17 protein-coding genes are annotated in these 16,693 nt (G+C 75.0%); 9 read left to right on the forward strand and 8 right to left on the reverse strand.

Annotated elements, in window-relative coordinates:
* Positions 1-23: 23 nt before the first annotated feature.
* The 4 genes from ABZ920_RS02145 to ABZ920_RS02160 all read right to left on the reverse strand — a co-directional run bounded on the left by ABZ920_RS02145 (position 24) and on the right by ABZ920_RS02160 (position 4,045).
* Positions 24-287 (reverse strand): hypothetical protein, encoded by a 264-nt coding sequence (locus ABZ920_RS02145; RefSeq protein ID WP_361497764.1) that lies wholly within the window; start codon positions 285-287, stop codon positions 24-26.
* 86 nt (positions 288-373) lie between these two features.
* Positions 374-2,095 (reverse strand): ATP-dependent DNA helicase RecQ, encoded by a 1,722-nt coding sequence (locus ABZ920_RS02150; RefSeq protein ID WP_361497767.1) that lies wholly within the window; start codon positions 2,093-2,095, stop codon positions 374-376.
* 285 nt (positions 2,096-2,380) lie between these two features.
* The gene (locus tag ABZ920_RS02155) at positions 2,381-3,442 is read right to left on the reverse strand and encodes a YhjD/YihY/BrkB family envelope integrity protein (protein WP_361497770.1); all 1,062 of its coding nucleotides are present in this window, start codon (positions 3,440-3,442) and stop codon (positions 2,381-2,383) included.
* Positions 3,443-3,529: 87 nt separating this feature from the next.
* The gene (locus ABZ920_RS02160) at positions 3,530-4,045 is read right to left on the reverse strand and encodes an MSMEG_6728 family protein (RefSeq protein ID WP_361498353.1); all 516 of its coding nucleotides are present in this window, start codon (positions 4,043-4,045) and stop codon (positions 3,530-3,532) included.
* A gap of 254 nt (positions 4,046-4,299) precedes the next feature.
* Here ABZ920_RS02160 and ABZ920_RS02165 point away from each other — a divergent pair, with 254 nt between their 5' ends.
* The 8 genes from ABZ920_RS02165 to hypA all read left to right on the forward strand — a co-directional run bounded on the left by ABZ920_RS02165 (position 4,300) and on the right by hypA (position 11,083).
* Positions 4,300-6,018: a hypothetical protein gene (locus tag ABZ920_RS02165; protein WP_361497773.1), complete on the forward strand. Its 1,719-nt coding sequence runs from the start codon at positions 4,300-4,302 to the stop codon at positions 6,016-6,018.
* A gap of 55 nt (positions 6,019-6,073) precedes the next feature.
* Positions 6,074-7,162 (forward strand): hydrogenase expression protein HypE, encoded by a 1,089-nt coding sequence (locus tag ABZ920_RS02170; RefSeq protein WP_361497776.1) that lies wholly within the window; start codon positions 6,074-6,076, stop codon positions 7,160-7,162.
* A 64-nt stretch (positions 7,163-7,226) separates the two neighbouring features.
* Positions 7,227-9,020: a nickel-dependent hydrogenase large subunit gene (locus ABZ920_RS02175; RefSeq protein WP_361497779.1), complete on the forward strand. Its 1,794-nt coding sequence runs from the start codon at positions 7,227-7,229 to the stop codon at positions 9,018-9,020.
* Entirely contained in the window at positions 9,013-9,609 is a 597-nt protein-coding gene (locus tag ABZ920_RS02180) for a NifU family protein (protein WP_361497782.1), read from the forward strand. The genes ABZ920_RS02175 and ABZ920_RS02180 overlap by 8 nt, the downstream gene beginning before the upstream one ends.
* Positions 9,606-10,199 (forward strand): DUF5947 family protein, encoded by a 594-nt coding sequence (locus tag ABZ920_RS02185; RefSeq protein ID WP_361497786.1) that lies wholly within the window; start codon positions 9,606-9,608, stop codon positions 10,197-10,199. The genes ABZ920_RS02180 and ABZ920_RS02185 overlap by 4 nt, the downstream gene beginning before the upstream one ends.
* 59 nt (positions 10,200-10,258) lie before the next feature.
* Positions 10,259-10,465 carry a hypothetical protein gene (locus ABZ920_RS02190; RefSeq protein WP_361497789.1) on the forward strand — a complete coding sequence of 69 codons (207 nt, stop codon included), beginning with the start codon at positions 10,259-10,261 and terminating at the stop codon, positions 10,463-10,465.
* Positions 10,466-10,562: 97 nt separating this feature from the next.
* The gene (locus ABZ920_RS02195; RefSeq protein ID WP_361497792.1) at positions 10,563-10,712 is read left to right on the forward strand and encodes a hypothetical protein; all 150 of its coding nucleotides are present in this window, start codon (positions 10,563-10,565) and stop codon (positions 10,710-10,712) included.
* Positions 10,713-10,720: 8 nt separating this feature from the next.
* A complete protein-coding gene (gene hypA / locus ABZ920_RS02200) occupies positions 10,721-11,083 on the forward strand; it encodes a hydrogenase maturation nickel metallochaperone HypA (RefSeq protein ID WP_361497795.1) in 363 nt (120 codons plus the stop codon).
* 112 nt (positions 11,084-11,195) lie between these two features.
* Here hypA and hypE read toward each other — a convergent pair whose 3' ends face one another.
* The 4 genes from hypE to hypF all read right to left on the reverse strand — a co-directional run bounded on the left by hypE (position 11,196) and on the right by hypF (position 16,251).
* Positions 11,196-12,278, reverse strand: a complete 1,083-nt coding sequence (hypE, locus tag ABZ920_RS02205; protein ID WP_361497798.1) for a hydrogenase expression/formation protein HypE — start codon at positions 12,276-12,278, stop codon at positions 11,196-11,198.
* The gene (hypD, locus tag ABZ920_RS02210) at positions 12,271-13,467 is read right to left on the reverse strand and encodes a hydrogenase formation protein HypD (RefSeq protein WP_361497801.1); all 1,197 of its coding nucleotides are present in this window, start codon (positions 13,465-13,467) and stop codon (positions 12,271-12,273) included. Before hypD ends, hypE begins: the two co-directional genes overlap by 8 nt.
* A complete protein-coding gene (locus ABZ920_RS02215; protein ID WP_361497803.1) occupies positions 13,464-13,808 on the reverse strand; it encodes a HypC/HybG/HupF family hydrogenase formation chaperone in 345 nt (114 codons plus the stop codon). Before ABZ920_RS02215 ends, hypD begins: the two co-directional genes overlap by 4 nt.
* A gap of 73 nt (positions 13,809-13,881) precedes the next feature.
* A complete protein-coding gene (gene hypF / locus ABZ920_RS02220; protein ID WP_361497806.1) occupies positions 13,882-16,251 on the reverse strand; it encodes a carbamoyltransferase HypF in 2,370 nt (789 codons plus the stop codon).
* Between the two features lie 77 nt (positions 16,252-16,328).
* Between hypF and ABZ920_RS02225 the strand changes: the two genes are divergently transcribed.
* Positions 16,329-16,693, forward strand: a 365-nt coding sequence (locus ABZ920_RS02225) for a hypothetical protein (protein ID WP_361497808.1), incomplete at its 3' end; no start/stop codon positions are given.

A 16,693-nucleotide genomic window follows, 5' to 3' on the forward strand; every position in this document is an offset into this window, starting at 1 on the left:
GGCCGTCCTTCGCTCCGTCGTCCTCAGAGAGGGGTACCCGCCTCGCCGGGTTCCCCTTCCTGGTCCTCGTCCTCCCGTTCGGGCCCGGACTCCTCCCCCGCCTCGACGCCTTCCAGGGGCGTGCCGGCGCGCGTGCCCCGCTCCTCCTGGTAGCCCTCCGCGGCACTGGCCGTACCGGGGATCGTGCGCTCCTGCTGATCGCTCTCCGCGCCCGAGTGGGCGCCGGGCTCCTCGGAGCTGCGTGCCCGGTCGAAACGGTCGCCCTGCTCGTCGTTGTCACCGGTCATGTCGGTCCTCCTGTGCCGTTCGGAGATCCCCGGGTTCCCCGCAGTGCGAACGGAAACGGTCGCCGCCGGCCCCGGGCGGGGCGCGTTCACCGGTCCGGTCCGTGCTCGTCCGGCCGTCCGTGCACCGTGAGCAGGTCGTCGCGTTCGGCCAGCGCCTCCAGCGACAGCGTGCGGTAGCCGGCCTCCTCGAACAGGACCGTGATGCGGTCCCCGTCCTCGCTCAGCACGGTGCCGTCGCCCCACTGCCCGTGGCTCACCTCCGCCCCGACCGGATACTCGGCGGCGGTGGGGTGGGCGGGCCGTCCGCTCGCGGCGGCGTCCTCGTCGTCCCCCCGGGCCGCCCGTTCGTCGCAGACGTCGCAGTTGCCGCAGGGCGCCTGGTAGTCCTCGCCGAAGTAGCCGAGCAGGAAGTGGCGCCGGCAGCCGGTCGTCTCGGCGTACGCGCGGGCCATGTCGATGTCGACGCGGGTCCGGTCGGTGCGGTAATGGGCCTCGGCCGTCCGCGCGGCCTGTTCCACCGCGTCGGCCGCGGGCGTCCCGGCGACGGGGCTGACCTCCCCGTCCTCGCCGGTGGCGACGGTGCCGGCCTCCTCCAGCAGGTTCACCACCGCGGTGACCCGGTTGCGGGACAGGCCGGTGTCCTGGCGCAGCTCGTCCAGGTCGGCGGGGTCGTGCCGGTGGTCGTGGACGGCGTCGACGACCTCGGCGACGGTGTCGCGGGCGGGGGTGCGGCCGGCGAAGTAGGTCTGCATGCCGGTGTCCTCCGGCCGGTAGTGGAGCACGGCGAGGGCCGGCTCCCCGTCCCGGCCGCACCGGCCGATCTCCTGGTAGTAGGCGTCCAGCGAGCCCGGCAGCGCCGCGTGCAGGACGAACCGCACGTCCTCCTTGTCGATGCCCATCCCGAACGCCGAGGTGGCCACCACGACGTCGGCCTCGCCGGAGAGGAAGGCGTCGTGGATCCGCTCCCGTTCGGCGGCCTTCAGGCCGGCGTGGTAGGCCTCGGCGGCCAGCCCGAGGGAGGCCAGATCGGCGGCGTAACGCTCGGTGTCCTTGCGGGTCGCCGCGTAGACCAGACCTGGTTTCGGCTCGCCCGCGGCCCGCTCGGTCACGGCCCGGCGCCGGTCGTCCTCGTCCTGGAAGCGGCGCACCTCCAGCCGGATGTTCGGCCGGTCGAAGCCGGTCACCAGCACCCGCGGATCGCTCATGCCGAGCCGCTCGGCGATGTCCTTGCGCACCGGCGGGGCGGCGGTCGCGGTCAGGGCCAGCACCGGGGGCCGTCCCACCCGCCGTACCGCCTGCTCCAGCCGCAGGTAGTCGGGGCGGAAGTCGTGCCCCCAGGAGGACACGCACTGCGCCTCGTCCACCACGAAGAGGGCGGGCCGGGCTCCGGCCAGCCGGTCCACCACGTCGTCCTTGGCCAGCTGCTCGGGCGAGAGGTACACGAACCGGACGCCGCCGTCCTCCACCGCCTCCCAGGCGGCCCTGGTCTCGGCGGCGGAGAGGTCGGAGTTCACGGCGACGGCGCCCGGGGCCCGGTCGCCCCCGGGCAGCCCGGCGATCTGGTCCCGCTGCAGCGCCAGCAGCGGCGAGACCACGACGACCGGTCCGGACAGCAGCGCGCCGGGCACCTGGTAGACGGCCGACTTGCCCGATCCGGTGGGCATCACCACGAGGGTGTCCCGGCCGTCCAGCACGCTCTCCATCGCCGCCAGCTGTTCCGGCCGCAGCGTCTCCCAGCCGAACACCTCGGCCGCCGTCTCCCGCAGCCGCGTCTCGTGCTGCTGCCGCTCCCTGTGCTCACCGCCCATGACGGTCTCCCTCACTTCCCGCCGCGGGTGACGACCGGGCGGCCCTGTTCGCGGCGCCCCCTGGGTACCCCCGTCGCCGACGCGCCAGTCCACCGGTCCGGCCGGCCGTCGAGGGGCGTCCGCCGTCCCGTGCCGGCGGACCCGCGGCCACCGCCCTCCGCCCCGGCGGGCTCCGGGCGCGAACCGCGCCGCGGGCGTTCGGCGGACCGCGGTGGGCCCGGGTCCGCCCTGCCCACCGCAGCGGAGCGGGTGCGCGTCGCCCGAGCCACGTCCGGGTCGCCCGCGTCACCCGCCCGGCGGGAACCGCCCGTCGCCGTCCGGGCCGTCGTCGGGGCCCGTGTGCGGAGGCGCGGTGGGCGGGGACGGGGCGTGCGGGGGCGCGTCGAAGTGCACCGTGACCTTCTGGAAGCCCTTGTAGGACTCCGTCGCCGCGTAGGACCGGTAGGCCCGCAGGTCCCCCGGACTGAGGTGCACACGGTCGGTGAACGGGCTCAGCAGACTGCGCGGCCACAGCCGCAGGCACCGCACCGCGCTGATCTCCGCCGTGACGAGGTACACCAGCGACCCCAGGTAGAGCCAGGCCAGCAGGCCGAGCACGATGCCGAACATGCCGTACGTCGCGGTCGTGCCCCGGAGCACGTTTCCGACGTAGTACGAGCCGCCCCACTGGAGCACCTGCCAGGCGCACGCGCCGCCGAGGGCCGCGCCGTACATGAGCCGCAGCGGCATCCGGCGCCGGCTCAGGAGCCGGTAGCTGAGGAGCAGCAGCAGCGAGTTGAGCGCGACCGCCGCCAGCGCGACGGCGACGCGCACCCCGCCGGCGGGCCGGGTGCCGAACACGCTGGCCGCCGACTCCGCCGAGGACAGCGCGGTGGTGACGCACAGGCCCAGCGCGAGCAGCGCGAGGAACTTCAGCCCCTTCAGCCGTGAGCGCAGCGGGTCGGGGCGGGCGTGCCGCGGCACCGCGAAGATCTTGTTCAGCGCGTGCTGCGCCGCCTGCGCCACGCCGAGGGCGCCGTAGACGCTGCCCGCGACGCCCACGGCGACGGCGGCCGCGCTGCCGTGGAAGGAGTGGAGGTTGTGCCCGAGCTGGTCGCCGATCACCGGGAACTCGCTCAGGGCCGAGTTCAGCACCGACTGCTGCACCTGGGGGTTGTCGCTGAGCACGGTGCCCAGCAGCGCGACGAGGAGGAGGAGCAGCGGGAACAGGGAGATGAAGCCGTAGTACGTCAACAGCGCGGCCAAGTAGGCGGCCTGGTCGTCGTAGAACTTGTACGCCACGGCCAACGGCAGGCCCGCCCAGCGGTGCCGCCGCTGATATCGGTCCAGCCGGGCCAGCACGTCCATGCGCTCTCCCACACCGTCGGCCGGGGTCCACCGATGGCGGGCTCCCTCTCCTCCGGTGCCCTGGCCAGGGGTTTCCATGCCGTCACGTCACTGGCCGGCCGGCTTCCGCGCCCCCTTCCCGTTCCCGGAGTCGATCCGTTCCTCACGGTCCGAGGACGGCCAGACGTACGGCAGGTCGTCGGGCACGTCGGGGAAGAGGGCGCGGTATGTGCCGGGGTCCTTGCGCACGAGCGCCGAGCGGTGGCTGCGGTGCACGGCGTCGTCGCCGAGCCAGGGCGGCAGCTCGCCCGCCGCGGCCAGTTCGCCCTGGCCGCGCACGGGGGTGCCCGGACGGTACACGCCGAGGTCGGCGACCATCGTGGCCGCACAGCTGTCCTGGTGCCCCTGCTCGCGCCAGACGCGGCAGATCTCCAGGCCGTACCGGACCAGGGCCTCCTCGTACCCCGTCCACATGCGCACGGCCGGGTGCCGCCGCCAGCCGTAGCCGGGCACGGTCAGGCCGCGCAGCACCTGCAGCGCCTCGACGCGCTGTTTGCCCAGTCTGCGGCGGTCCAGGGCCAGCGCGGACTCCGCGAAGCCGGGATACGGGAGGAAGGTCTGCATGGCGTCGTCCGCGGTGCGTGAGGCGTCGGCCGGCCGGCCCGGGCGTTCTCCCACCGCGCCTCCCCGACGCCGCGCGGTGCGGCCGGGGCCGGGCCCGCCCGCGCTTCCCCTGAACGGCCCACCACCGGTGGGGCGCAGGGGGCGAGTTCGCGTGAGAGGTGTGACGGTGGTGGAAGGAATGGCGCACGTGCGAGTCCGAGGACGGGTCCCCAGCGGCGGTCCAGGACAAACCCGAGGAGACCCGAGGAGGCAGGATGCCCGAGGCGGTGGCCGAGGAGGGCGTCGCGTGCGCCGGTGGTGACGGCGGTGCCGCGTGCGCCGGTGCCGGCACCGCGCCGGCGGACGGCGTCGGGCGGGCCTTCCGGCAGGTGAGCGCGGTCGCCGACGCCGTCCTGTACGAGGGCTACCTGCTGTACCCCTACCGCCGCTCGTCGCCCAAGAACCGGGTCCGCTGGCAGTTCGGTGTCCTTCTGCCGCGGGACTGGGCGGAGCGCGACGGACCGGTCGTTCCCGGCGTGTCGGGGTCCGCCGAGTCCTGGTACCAGCAGACCGAGTGCCTGCTGCGGCCGGGACGCCCGGGCGCGCTCGTCCGGATCGTGGTGCGGTACCTCCAGACGCAGCACAAGCAGGTCGAGGCGGCCGGCGGGGAGGGCCGCCACCGTCCGGTCCAGTCGCTGCGGACGGGCGACGGCACGGCCCACCTGTCGTTCGACGAGGCGGTGCCGCGCGAGGCCGCCCTCGACGTGCCGCTGGAGGACCTGCTGGAGGGCGAGCACGTCCTCGCGGTCGAGGCGGCGGCGGGCGAGGAGACGACGGCGCTGCCGGAGGGCGCCGGACGGGTGGTCCGGCGCCGCCAGAGGGTACGGGCGCGCACCGTGCTCGCGGCCGAACGGCTTCCCGGCGGCGTCTGCCGGCTCCGGGTGCGCACCGAGAACACGGGACGGGCGGGCGACCCGCGGGCGCCGCGCGAGGAGGTGCTGCGCCGGGCGCTGCTGGCCACCCACACGCTCCTCGGCGGCGAGGGACTGGAGTTCTTGTCGCTGATCGACCCGCCGGCGGACCTGGCGGAGCACGCGCGCGCGTGCCGCAACGCGTTCACCTTCCCCGTCCTCGGCGGCGAGCCGCCGGCCGGCGGTCCCGCCGCCGCCGGGCCGGACGGCGGCACCGCGTCGGTCGTCCTGTCCGCGCCGATCATCCTGCCCGACCGGCCGCGGGTGGCGCCGGAGAGCCCGGGCGACCTGCACGACGCCGCGGAGATCGACGAGATCCTGACCCTGCGCACCCTGCTGCTGACCGACGAGGAGAAGCGCGAGGCACGCGCGACCGACGCGCGCGCCGCCCGCATCCTGGACCGCGTCGAGACGATGCCCCCGGAGGTCCTCGGCCGCCTGCACGGCGCGATCCGCTCGCTGGCGCCCGCCGGACCCGGCCGCGCGGTGCCGGGCGCGGCCACCGCCCCGGCCGGTGGCGGCCAGGCCCCGCCCGCCACCGCCGCCGGCGGCCGTGCCGCGCCCGCCGCCGGTGACGAGGCTCCGGCCGCGCGCACCGGCACGCCGCCCGGCGCCGGCGCGCCCGGTGACGGGACTCGCGGCCCCCTTCCGCCTCCCGCCGCGCCCGCCGAGCGCCCCGCCTGGTGGCACGAAGGCGCCGACGAGGGGCTGTCCCCGGCGACCGATCCGGTGGTCGTCAACGGCGTGCCGGTGCGCGGCGGCAGCCGGGTGCGGCTGTGCCCGCGGGGCAGGGGCGCCGACGCGCAGGACATGTTCCTGGCCGGGCGGACCGCGCGGGTCGCCGCCGTCTTCCACGACGTCGACGGCGGCGCGCACCTCGCCGTCACCCTCGACGACGATCCCGCGGCCGAGCTGAACGGCTGGTACGGCCGCTTCCACTACTTCCGGCCCGAGGAAGTGCGGCCGATCCAGCCGGGGGACGGTGCCGGCGACCCGCCGGCCCCGGCTCCCGCCGCCCCCTGACCGCGACGTGCGACACACGCCCGACTCCGAGACCCCCGCAGCGGAGGCCGATGACATGACCACTCACAGCAGCACCACCGAAGTCAGCCGGCAGCCTAGCCGGGCCGAGGTGCGCCAGGGCTTCGACGAGATCACCATCCTCTGGATCTCCGAGGGCATGAGCTGCGACGGGGACACCGTCTCCCTCACGGCCGCCGGCCAGCCCGGCATCGAGGACGTCGTCCTCGGCCTGATTCCCGGCCTGCCGAAGGTGAACCTGGTCAACAAGGTTCTGTCGCCGAGCCTGGGCGGAGAGGACTTCCTCGCCCCCTACCGGGAGGCGGCCCGGGGCGAGCTGGCGCCGTTCATCCTCGTCATCGAGGGTTCGATTCCCAACCAGAACATCATCGAGGGCGACGGCTACTGGACGTCCTTCGGCAACGACCCCGACACCGGTCAACCGCTGACCCTGAACTGGTGGATCGACCAGCTGGCCCCCAGGGCCTGGGCGGTGGTGGCCGCGGGCACCTGCGCGACCTACGGCGGCATCCACGCCATGGCCGGCAACCCGACCGGTTCCATGGGTCTCGCGGACTACCTGGGCTGGGACTTCACCTCCCAGGGCGGTCTGCCGATTGTGAACGTGCCCGGCTGCCCCATCCAGCCGGAGAACTTCATGGAGACCCTGATCTGGGTGCTCTACCACGCGGCCGGTTCCGCTCCCCCGCCCCCGCTGGACCACATGCTGCGCCCGCAGTGGCTGTTCGGCAAGACCGTGCACGAGGGCTGCGACCGGGGTTCGTACTACGAGCAGGCCAGCTTCGCCAGGGACTACAACTCCCCCAAGTGCCTGGTGAAGACCGGTTGCTGGGGCCCCGTCGTCAACTGCAACGTGCCCAAGCGCGGCTGGATGGCCGGCCTCGGGGGCTGCCCGAACGTGGGCGGCATCTGCATCGGCTGCACGATGCCCAGCTTCCCCGACGCGTTCATGCCGTTCATGGACGAGCCGCCGGGCGGCACCCTGTCGTCGCTGGCCATCAGGCCCTACGGGGCCGTCGTGCGCCGGCTGCGCGGACTGACGAACGCCGTGGTGAACCACGAACCCAAGTGGCACCACAACAAGGACAGGCTGACGAGCGGTTACGACCCGCACTGGCGCGCCTGATGCCGCGCGGACCGCTCACCCCCACCCCCACAACGGACACGGACAGCGAGGGACAGTACCGCCGATGACCACAACCGAGTCCCGGCCCACTGGGCGCAAGCCCGCCCAGCTCGTGGACATGTCCTGGGATCCGATCACCCGCATCATCGGGAACCTGGGCATCTACACGAAGATCGACTTCGCCAACCGGGAAGTCGTGGAGTGCCACAGCACCTCGTCGCTGTTCCGCGGCTACTCGGTGTTCATGAGGGGCAAGGACCCGCGTGACGCGGGTTTCATCACCTCGCGCATCTGCGGCATCTGCGGCGACAACCACACCACGTGCTCGGACTACGCCCAGCAGATGGCCTACGGCGTCAAGCCGCCGCGGCTGGCCGAGCACATCGTCAATCTCGGCGAAGCGGCCGAGTACATGTTCGACCACACGATCTTCCAGGACAACCTGGTGTTCGTGGACTTCTGCGAGGCGATGGTCAAGGCCACGAACCCCGGGGTGCTGGCCCGCGCCGAGCGCACCGACGCCCCGCGGGGCGGGATCCACGGCTACCGGACCATCGGCGACATCATGAGGGCCTTCAACCCCTTCGAGGGCGAGGTCTACAAAGAGGCGCTCAAGATGAGCCGGATCACCCGGGAGATGTTCTGCCTGATGGAGGGGCGGCACGTCCACCCCTCGACGCTGTATCCGGGCGGCGTCGGCACCATGCCGCAGCCGAACACGTTCACCGACTACCTCGCCCGGCTGATGCGGGTCGTCGACTTCGTCAAGAAGGCCGTCGCCATGAACGACGACGTCTTCGACTTCTTCTACGAGGCCCTGCCGGGATACGAGGAGGTCGGGCGCCGGCGCGTCCTGCTCGGCTGCTGGGGCGCCTGGCAGAACCCGGACGTCGTCGACTACCGCTACGACACGATGAACGAGTGGGGCAGGGCGATGTACGTCACCCCCGGCATCGTCGTCGACGGGCAGCTCGTCACCAACAGCCTCGTCGACATCAACCTCGGCCTGCGGGTCCTGCTCGGCAGCTCCTACTACGAGGACTGGGTCAACGACCAGCCGTTCGTCACGCACGACCCGCTCGGCAACCCGGTCGACATGCGCCACCCGTGGAACCAGACGACCGTCCCGGTGCCGCAGAGGCGGAACTTCGACGAGAAGTACAGCTGGGTGATGAGCCCGCGCTGGTACCACCCGGAGACGGGACAGCACCTCGCCCTGGACACCGGCGGCGGCCCGCTCGCCCGCCTGTGGTCGACCGCGCTGAGCGGGCTGGTGGACACCCCGTACGTCAAGGCCACCGGCAACAGCGTGCGCATCTCCCTGCCGAAGGGCGAGAAGCTGCCGGAGACGACGCTGGAGTGGCGCATCCCGCAGTGGAGCAACACCATCGAGCGGGACCGCGCCCGGCCGTACTTCATCGCCTACGCGGCCGCCATGGCGCTGCAGTTCCTGGAGGAGGCCATGGAGCTGCTCCGGGCCGGCGAGACCAAGGTGTACGAGAACTTCGAGGTGCCCGACGAGGCGATCGGCTGTGGCTTCCACGAGGCCGTGCGCGGCGTCCTGTCCCACCACCTGGTGATCCGGGACAAGAAGATCGCCAACTACCACCCGTACCCGCCCACCCCGTGGAACGCCAGCCCCCGGGACATCTACGGCACGCCGGGGCCGTACGAGGACGCCGTCCAGGGTCAGCCGATCTTCGAGGAGAACGGGCCGGACGACTTCAAGGGCGTCGACATCATGCGCACCGTGCGCAGCTTCGACCCCTGCCTGCCGTGCGGGGTGCACATGTACGTCGGCAAGGGCAGGACGCTGACGACGCTGCACTCGCCGACGTACGGGGCCGACCGTGGCTGACGCCGGGCGGCCCCCGGCCGCCGGGGCCGCGCGCCTGACGGACCCGGCGGTCGAGACGCGGCTGGCCCGGCTGGAGGAGCTGCTGGCCGGCATGGAGCACGCGCCGGGTCCGGCGGCCCGCCAGGCCGTCGAGGCGGTCCGGCTGCTGACGGAGGTGTACGGCGAGGCGCTCGCCCGGGTCATGGACGGGGCGGACGACGGCCTCAGCCGGCGCCTGGCCGACGACGAGCTGGTGGGCCACCTGCTGGTGCTGCACGACCTCCACCCGCATCCGGTCGAGCAGCGGGCGGCGCGCGCGGTGGAACGGCTGCGGCCCGCCGTGCGGGAGCGCGGCGGCGACGTGGAACTCGTCGCCGTGGAGGGCCGGGTGGCGCGGGTCCGGGTGACCGAGGCGGGAGGGTGCGGTGCCGGCTGCGGCGGCGGGACGGCCGGCGTGACGGAGGCGGTCCGCGCGGCCGTGCTCGCCGCCGCCCCGGAACTGACGGCGGTGGAACCGCTGCCGCAGACCCCGCGGCCCGCCGCCGCGGCGTTCGTGCCGCTGGACGCGCTCGCGGTACGCGCCGCGCCGCGGCCGCAGGGGGCACGGTGAGCGCGGAGGGCGCGCTGGCCCGCCTGGTGCGCTCCTCGGCCGAGCAGGCGGCCGCGTCGGAGGAGGCGTGCGACCTGTGCGCCGCGCCGGTGCCCGGGGAACACCGCCATCTGTTCGACACCGAGCAGCGGGAGCTGCGGTGCGCCTGCGGCCCCTGCTCGGTGCTGTTCGCCGCCGACGGCGCGGGCGGCGGCCGGCACCTGCTCGTCCCCCGGCGCCGCGTCCGGCTGCCGCCGGTGGACACCGGCGTCCTGGGCGTGCCGGTCGGGCTGGTCTTCTTCGTGCCGCACGCCGACGGCACGGTCACCGCGCAGGGGCCGAGCCCGGCGGGCGCCATGCGGTGGGAGGTGGACGCCGCCGGCTGGCGCGAGGCGGTCGCCGGGTGTCCGGCGCTCGCCACCGTGGCACCCGAGGTGGAGGCCCTGCTGGTGAACACCGTGCACGGCCTCGACCACCACTGGATCGTGCCGGTCGACGACTGCTTCCGGATGGTCGCCGTCGTCCGGCGGGAATGGCGGGGTCTGGCCGGCGGCGGCCGGGTGTGGCCGGCCGTCGAGCGGTTCTTCGAGGACCTCACCGAGCGGTCATAGGACGTGCTCCGCCGCGCCGGCCGCGTGGGCGGCGGGCGGAGGCGAGGAAGGAGAGCCCCATGGGCACCATCAGAGTCGGGCGGAGCCAGGCGAGGCCCGACACCCCGACGCACGTACGCGGTCTGCACCAGGGCAACAGGGGACCCTACGAGCACCAGACCGGGCACCACGAGGACGGCACCTCCGACGCGCGCCGCTCCACCGGGATCCACTGGAAGCGGCATGACGTGCTCCTGGAGAGCATGCCGAACATCTCGCCGGGATGACCGCGACCGACGGCAGGAGGCGACCGGAATGAACGTACGGACGACAGGGTGTCCGCCCGCGGCAGCCGCCGCGGACCACCAGGGCAAGGGAACCGGCATGACCGCACGGCAGCTGACGAAGGTCCAGGCCGCCGTGGTGGGCGGTCTGGTGGTGGCACTGATCGCCTGGGAGATCCCCGGCATCGTGCGGGAGCTGAGGATCTGGCGCATAACCGGCGGGCTCCGCGCGAGCCGCCGGTACCCGTGAGCCGCCCCGTGCACGAACTGTCCATCGCGACCGCGATCGTGGAGCAGGCCGGTGAGTTCGCGCGGCGGGACGGCGCGGATGCCGTCACGGCGGTGACCGTGCGGGTCGGAGAGCTGGCGGGTGTCGTGCCCGACGCCCTGCGGTTCGCCTTCGAGGTGGCCCGCGACGGCACCGCGCTCGCCGGGGCCCGGCTGGAGATCGAGCACGTCCCCGCGCGGGGGTACTGCGACGGCTGCGCCGAGGAGTTCGCGGTGGGCATGCCCCCGCTCTTCTGGTGCCCGCGCTGCGACCGGCCCTGCGCGGAGCTGCGCAGCGGCCGGGAGCTGGAGATCACCGGTGTCGAGCCCGCGCCGGCCGCGGCCCCGCCGTGAGCGGTGCGGGCACCCCCGGGTGCCCGGCGAACCACCGCGCCGCCGCCCGCGGACGGCGTGCGCACCGCGACCCCGCCGACGGGAGCCGGCGGGGTCGCGGTGTGTGGCGGGCTCAGCAGATGCGGGGCAGCTGCTCCCCCAGCGGCAGGTCCACCACCCGGGTCCCGCCGAGGCCGGTGGAGACGACGACCATGCCGGGGTGCTCGGCGACGCACTCGCCGACGAGGGCGGCGCCGGCGCCCCGCGGGTGGGCGCGCATCGCCTCCAGCACGGCGTCGGCCCGCTCACGGGGCACGAAGGCGACCAGGCGGCCCTCGTTGGCGACGTAGAGCGGGTCCAGGCCGAGGAAACCGCAGGCGTTGGCCACCGCGTCCGGGACCGGGACGGCCCGCTCGTCCAGCCGGACCCCGGTGCCCGAGGCGCGGGCGATCTCGTTGAGGGACGCGGCGAGTCCGCCGCGGGTGGGGTCGCGCAGCACGTGGATGTCGGGGGTGACAGCCAGCATCGTCGCCACGAGGCCCGCCAGGGGCGCGGTGTCGGAGGTGACCTCGACGCCGAACTCCAGCCCCTCGCGCACGCTCATGATCGCCACGCCGTGCAGGCCGATCGGGCCGCTGACGAGGACGGCGTCCCCCGGCCGGGCGCGCTGCGGGCGGATGTCCACGCCGTCGGGGACGAGGCCGATGCCGGCGGTCGTGACGTAGACGCCGTCGCCGTGCCCGGCCTCGACCACCTTGGTGTCACCGGTCACGACGGTGACACCGGCCTCCTCGGCCGCCGCGCCCATGGCGCGCGCGATCCGGCCGACGACGTCCAGCTCCACGCCCTCCTCCAGCACGAAGGCCGCGGACAGCCAGGCCGGCCGGGCGCCGCTCATCGCGAGGTCGTTGACGGTGCCGTTGACGGCCAGGTCGCCGAGGCTGCCGCCGGGGAAGAACAGCGGCCGGACGACGTAGGAGTCGGTGGAGAACGCCAGCCGGGCGCCGCCGACGCCGAGCACGGCGGAGTCGGCGAGCCCGGCCAGGGTGGGGTTGCCGTAGGCCGGGGCGAAGACGTGCTCGATCAGTTCGGCCGACAGGGCGCCGCCCCCGCCGTGGCCCATCACGACGACGCCCTGGTCGCGCAGGGGGGCGGGGCAGGTCCAGTCCGCGGGGTCGACCAGGGCGCCGGCCCGCGGATCAGCGAGTTCAGCCAACGGGGTTCCTCTCCTCCTGCGGGACGCGGGAGCCCTGCGGGACGCGGGCTTCCTGCGGGACGCCGCCGCCCCCTGGGACGCCGTCACCCTGCGGGCGCGGGCCGTTCATCCGCCGGTACAGGTAGTAGGCGGCGCAGGCGCCCTCGTTGGAGACCATGGTGGCGCCGAGCGGGGTGCGCGGGGTGCAGGCGGTGCCGAACGCGGAGCACTCGGTCGGCTTGATCAGCCCCTGCAGGACCTCGCCGGCACGGCACACGGCGGGCTCCTCGGTGCGGATGCCGGTGACGTCGAAGCGGTGCTCGGCGTCGTACGCGCGGTAGGCGTCCGACAGGCGCCAGCCGCTGGCGGGAATGCGTCCGATGCCGCGCCAGGAGCGGTCGGCGACCTCGAACACCTCCTCGATCATGCGCAGCGCGGCGGGGTTGCCCTCCTCGCGCACGGCCCGGGGGTAGGCGTTCTCCACCGTGTGCTCGCCGCGCTCCAGCTGGTGGACGGCGCGGCGGATGCCCTCCAGGATGTCCAGCGGTTCGAAGCCGGTGACCACGATGGGCACGCGGTGCCGGTCCGCCAGCGCGGGGTACTCGGCGGTGCCCATGACGCTGCACACGTGCCCGGCGGCGAGGAAGCCCTGCACCCGGCAGGACGGCGCGGTCATGATGGCCTCGACGGCCGGTGGCACCCGCACGTGGGACACCAGCATGCTGAAGTTGCCGAGGCCGAGGCGGCGGGCCTGGTGCACGGCCATCGCGTTGGCGGGCGCGGTGGTCTCGAAGCCGACGGCGAAGAAGACGACCTGGCGGTCGGGGTGGCTGCGGGCCAGTCGCAGGGCGTCGAGCGGGGAGTACACCACCCGGACGTCACCGCCCTCGCCCCTGACCCGGAACAGGTCCCGGCCGCTGCCCGGCACCCGCAGCATGTCCCCGAACGAGCAGAAGATCACATCGGGGCGGGCGGCGATCTCCAGGGCCTTGTCGATGACCTCCAGCGGGGTGACGCAGACGGGGCAGCCGGGGCCGTGGATCAGCTCCACCTCCTCGGGCAGCAGCTGGTCGATGCCGTGCCGGATGATCGAGTGCGTCTGGCCGCCGCAGACCTCCATCAGCGCCCAGGGCCGGGTGACCGTGGCGCGGATCTCCTCCAGCAGCCGCCGGGCCAGCTTCGGGTCGTGGAACTCGTCGGTGTACTTCATCGGGCCTCCTCCCCGCTCACCGCGCTCTCCGCGCGCTCCGCGGCCCGGGGGGCGTGCGGGGCGGCGGTCGCGGCCTGCTGCGCCGCCTGCTCCCAGGCGTCGCCGAACTCCTCCTCCAGCAGTCCCAGCTGCTCGAACAGCTCCAGGGACGCCCGGGCCGACTCCTCGTCCAGGCGCTGCAGGGCGAATCCGACGTGGACGATGACGTACTCGCCGACCTCCACGTCGGGCAGGTATTCCAGACACGCCTGCTTGCGCACACCGCCGAAGTCGATCAGCCCGGTGAGCGGGTCGGTGCGGTCGTCGATGGCCACGACCTTGCCGGGCACTGCCAAGCACATGGGTCACTCCGTCTCGTCGCTGTCTGGGCCGGCGGTGGTCCGGCGGCCCGGCCGGCTGACCGGGTCCGGGCGCTCACCGGGCCGGTCCCGGGCTTCGCCCGTCCTGACGCCGGTGCGCGGCGACCACGAGCTGGCCGAGCGCCAGCCCGCCGTCGTTCGGGGGCACTTCGCCGTGGCACAGCACGGTGCAGCCGTCCGCGGCGAGCAGCGCCGCGCAGCTCTGCTCCAGCAGGCCGTTGGCGAAGACGCCCCCGCTGAGCACGACGGTGGTCAGACCGGTGGCGCGGCGGGCGTGCCGGCACATCTCCACGACGGCCCGTGCGACGCCCTGGTGGAAGCGCGCGGCGAGCACCGGCGCCGGGGTGCCGCGGCGCAGGTCGGCCACGAGCTCCCGCAGCATCGGAGCCGGGTCGCAGCCGAGCGGGCCCGGGCCGGCGGTGAGGCCGAAGGTGTACGCCGCCTTCTCCGCGTCCTGGGCCGAGGCGGCCGCGGCCTCCAGTTCCAGCGCGGCCTGCGCCTCGTGTCCCGCGCGGTGGCACACGCCGGCGAGGGACGACACGGCGTCGAAGAGCCGGCCCATGCTGGAGGCCGGCACGCAGGCCACCTGACGGGTCAGCTGCCGCTCCAGCACGGCCAGTTCCTCGGGGGTGCAGGCGGCGACGCTGGGCAGGTCCGGGTCCCAGGGCAGGCCGGCCGCCCACAGCCGGGCCAGGGCCGTGCGGCACGGGTTGGCCACGCCGGCGTCGCCGCCGGGCAGCGGTGCGGGGGTGAGATGGGCCAGGCGCCGGTGGCCGGTGTAGTCGGCGAGCAGCACCTCGCCGCCCCAGACGGTGCCGTCGTCGCCGTATCCGGTGCCGTCGAAGGCGACGCCGATGACCGGCTCGGTGCCGTCCAGGCCGTGCTCCGCCATCGCCGAGGCGATGTGCGCGTGGTGGTGCTGGACGAGGACGGGGGCGGGCGCCCCCAGTTCCGCGGCGCGCCGGCGGGCCCACCGTGCGGAGTGGTAGCCGGGGTGCCGGTCGGCCGCGACGTGCGCGGGGGCCACCGCGGTCAGGCGCGTCAGCTGCCGCTCCACCCGGCGGGCGGCCTCCAGCGCGGCCAGGTCGCCCATGTCGCCGATGTGCGGCCCGAACCAGGCCTGCTCGCCCTCGCCGACGCACGGGGCGTTCTTCAGGTCGCCCCCCACGGCGAGCGTGGGAGGGACCGCGACCGGCAGGCGCAGCGGGCGCGGCACGTATCCGCGTGAACGCCTCAGGACCTGTTCGCTGCCGTCGGGGCGGACCCGGAGCAGCGAGTCGTCGCACGGGGCGGCGACGGGGCGGTCGTGGGCGAGCCAGGCGTCGGCCAGCCCCGCGAGCCGGGTCAGCGCCTCGCCGTCGTCCGTGACGATGGGCTCGCCGGAGCGGTTGCCGCTCGTCATCACGAGCACGCGCGGGCCGGGAGGGTCGCCGGGCAGTCCGAAGAGCAGCGTGTGCACCGGCGTGTACGGCAGCATGACGCCGAGGTGCGGGCTGCCCGGGCAGACCGCGTCGGCCAGCCGCAGCCCCGGCCGGGCCGCCCGGCGCAGCAGCACGACGGGGCGCCGTGGGCTCGTCAGCGCGGACTCCTCGCTCGGGGAGAGGTCCGCGAGCCGCCGCGCGGTGGCGAGGTCGGCGCACATCACCGCGAACGCCTTGCCGCCGCGGTGCTTGCGGGCGCGCAGCGCGGCGACGGCGCGGGCGTCGGTGGCGTCGCAGGCCAGGTGGTAGCCGCCGACCCCCTTCACGGCGACGATGCGCCCGGCCGCGAGCAGTCTGCGGGCGGTGCTCAGGGCGTCGGCGTCCCGGGCGGCACGGACGCCGCAGCCCGGCGCGGGCACCAGGCGCAGCCGGGGGCCGCAGTCGGGGCAGGCCACGGGCTGGGCGTGGAAGCGCCGGTCGCCGGGGTCGGCGTACTCCCGGGCACAGGCGGAGCACATCGGGAAGCCGGCCATGGTGGTGGCGGCGCGATCGTACGGCAGGGCCGTGGCGATGGTGAAGCGGGGCCCGCAGTGGGTGCAGGTGACGAACGGGTGCCGGTGCCGGGGGTCGGACGGATCGGCCAGTTCCCGCAGGCAGTCGGCGCAGGTGGCGGTGTCGGGCGGGAGGTGCGTGCGGCCCGGGGACCGCTCGGAGGGCCGGATGGCGAACGGGCCGGCGGCGCCGGTGGCGGGCACGTCCCGCCAGCCGATGCCGGTCACGGCGGCGAGCGGCGGCGGCTGCTCGGCCAGCCGGTCGCAGAACCGCCCGACGTCGCCGGACGGCCCCTCGACCTCGATGAGCACCCCGTCGGCGGTGTTGCTCACGAAGCCAGCCAGCGCCAGGTCGGCGGCCAGGCGGTGCACGTACGGCCGGAAGCCCACGCCCTGGACGGTGCCGCGCACACTGATCCGGCGGCGCACCCGCCCGGCGACGGGCGCGGTCACGGGGCGGGACTGGGGGCCGGCCGGCGGGGGGCGGGGCGGCCGCCGGGGGTCTGCTCATCGAGGACGGCGCCGGGCTGGTGGTCCTGGCCGGGGACGGCGCCGGGCTCGTGCTCCTGGCCTCGGCCGGGGGCAGCGACGGGCTCGTGTTCCTGGCCGTGGCCCTGGTCCGGCCCGGCGGAGTGGCCGTGCTCGCCCGCGTCACCGTGCACGGGCCCGGCGGTGGGGCTGTGCGCGGGCCCGGCACCATGGCCGTGCGGGTGCGCGCCGCCGTGCTCGCCACCGTAGCTGCACTCGTGCTCCAGCCCGACGCCATGGCCGTCCTCGCCCGCGTCACCGTGCGCGGCGGTGCGGGCGTGCGCGGGTTCCCCTCCGTGGTCGGGGGCGGGCCCGGCGCCGTGGGCGTGGGCGTGGGCGTGCGCGCCACCGTGCTCTCGCTCCGGCC

The sequence above is a fragment of the Streptomyces sp. NPDC046831 genome, assembly GCF_040645305.1.
In the GTDB taxonomy this organism is placed as follows: Bacteria; Actinomycetota; Actinomycetes; order Streptomycetales; family Streptomycetaceae; genus Streptomyces.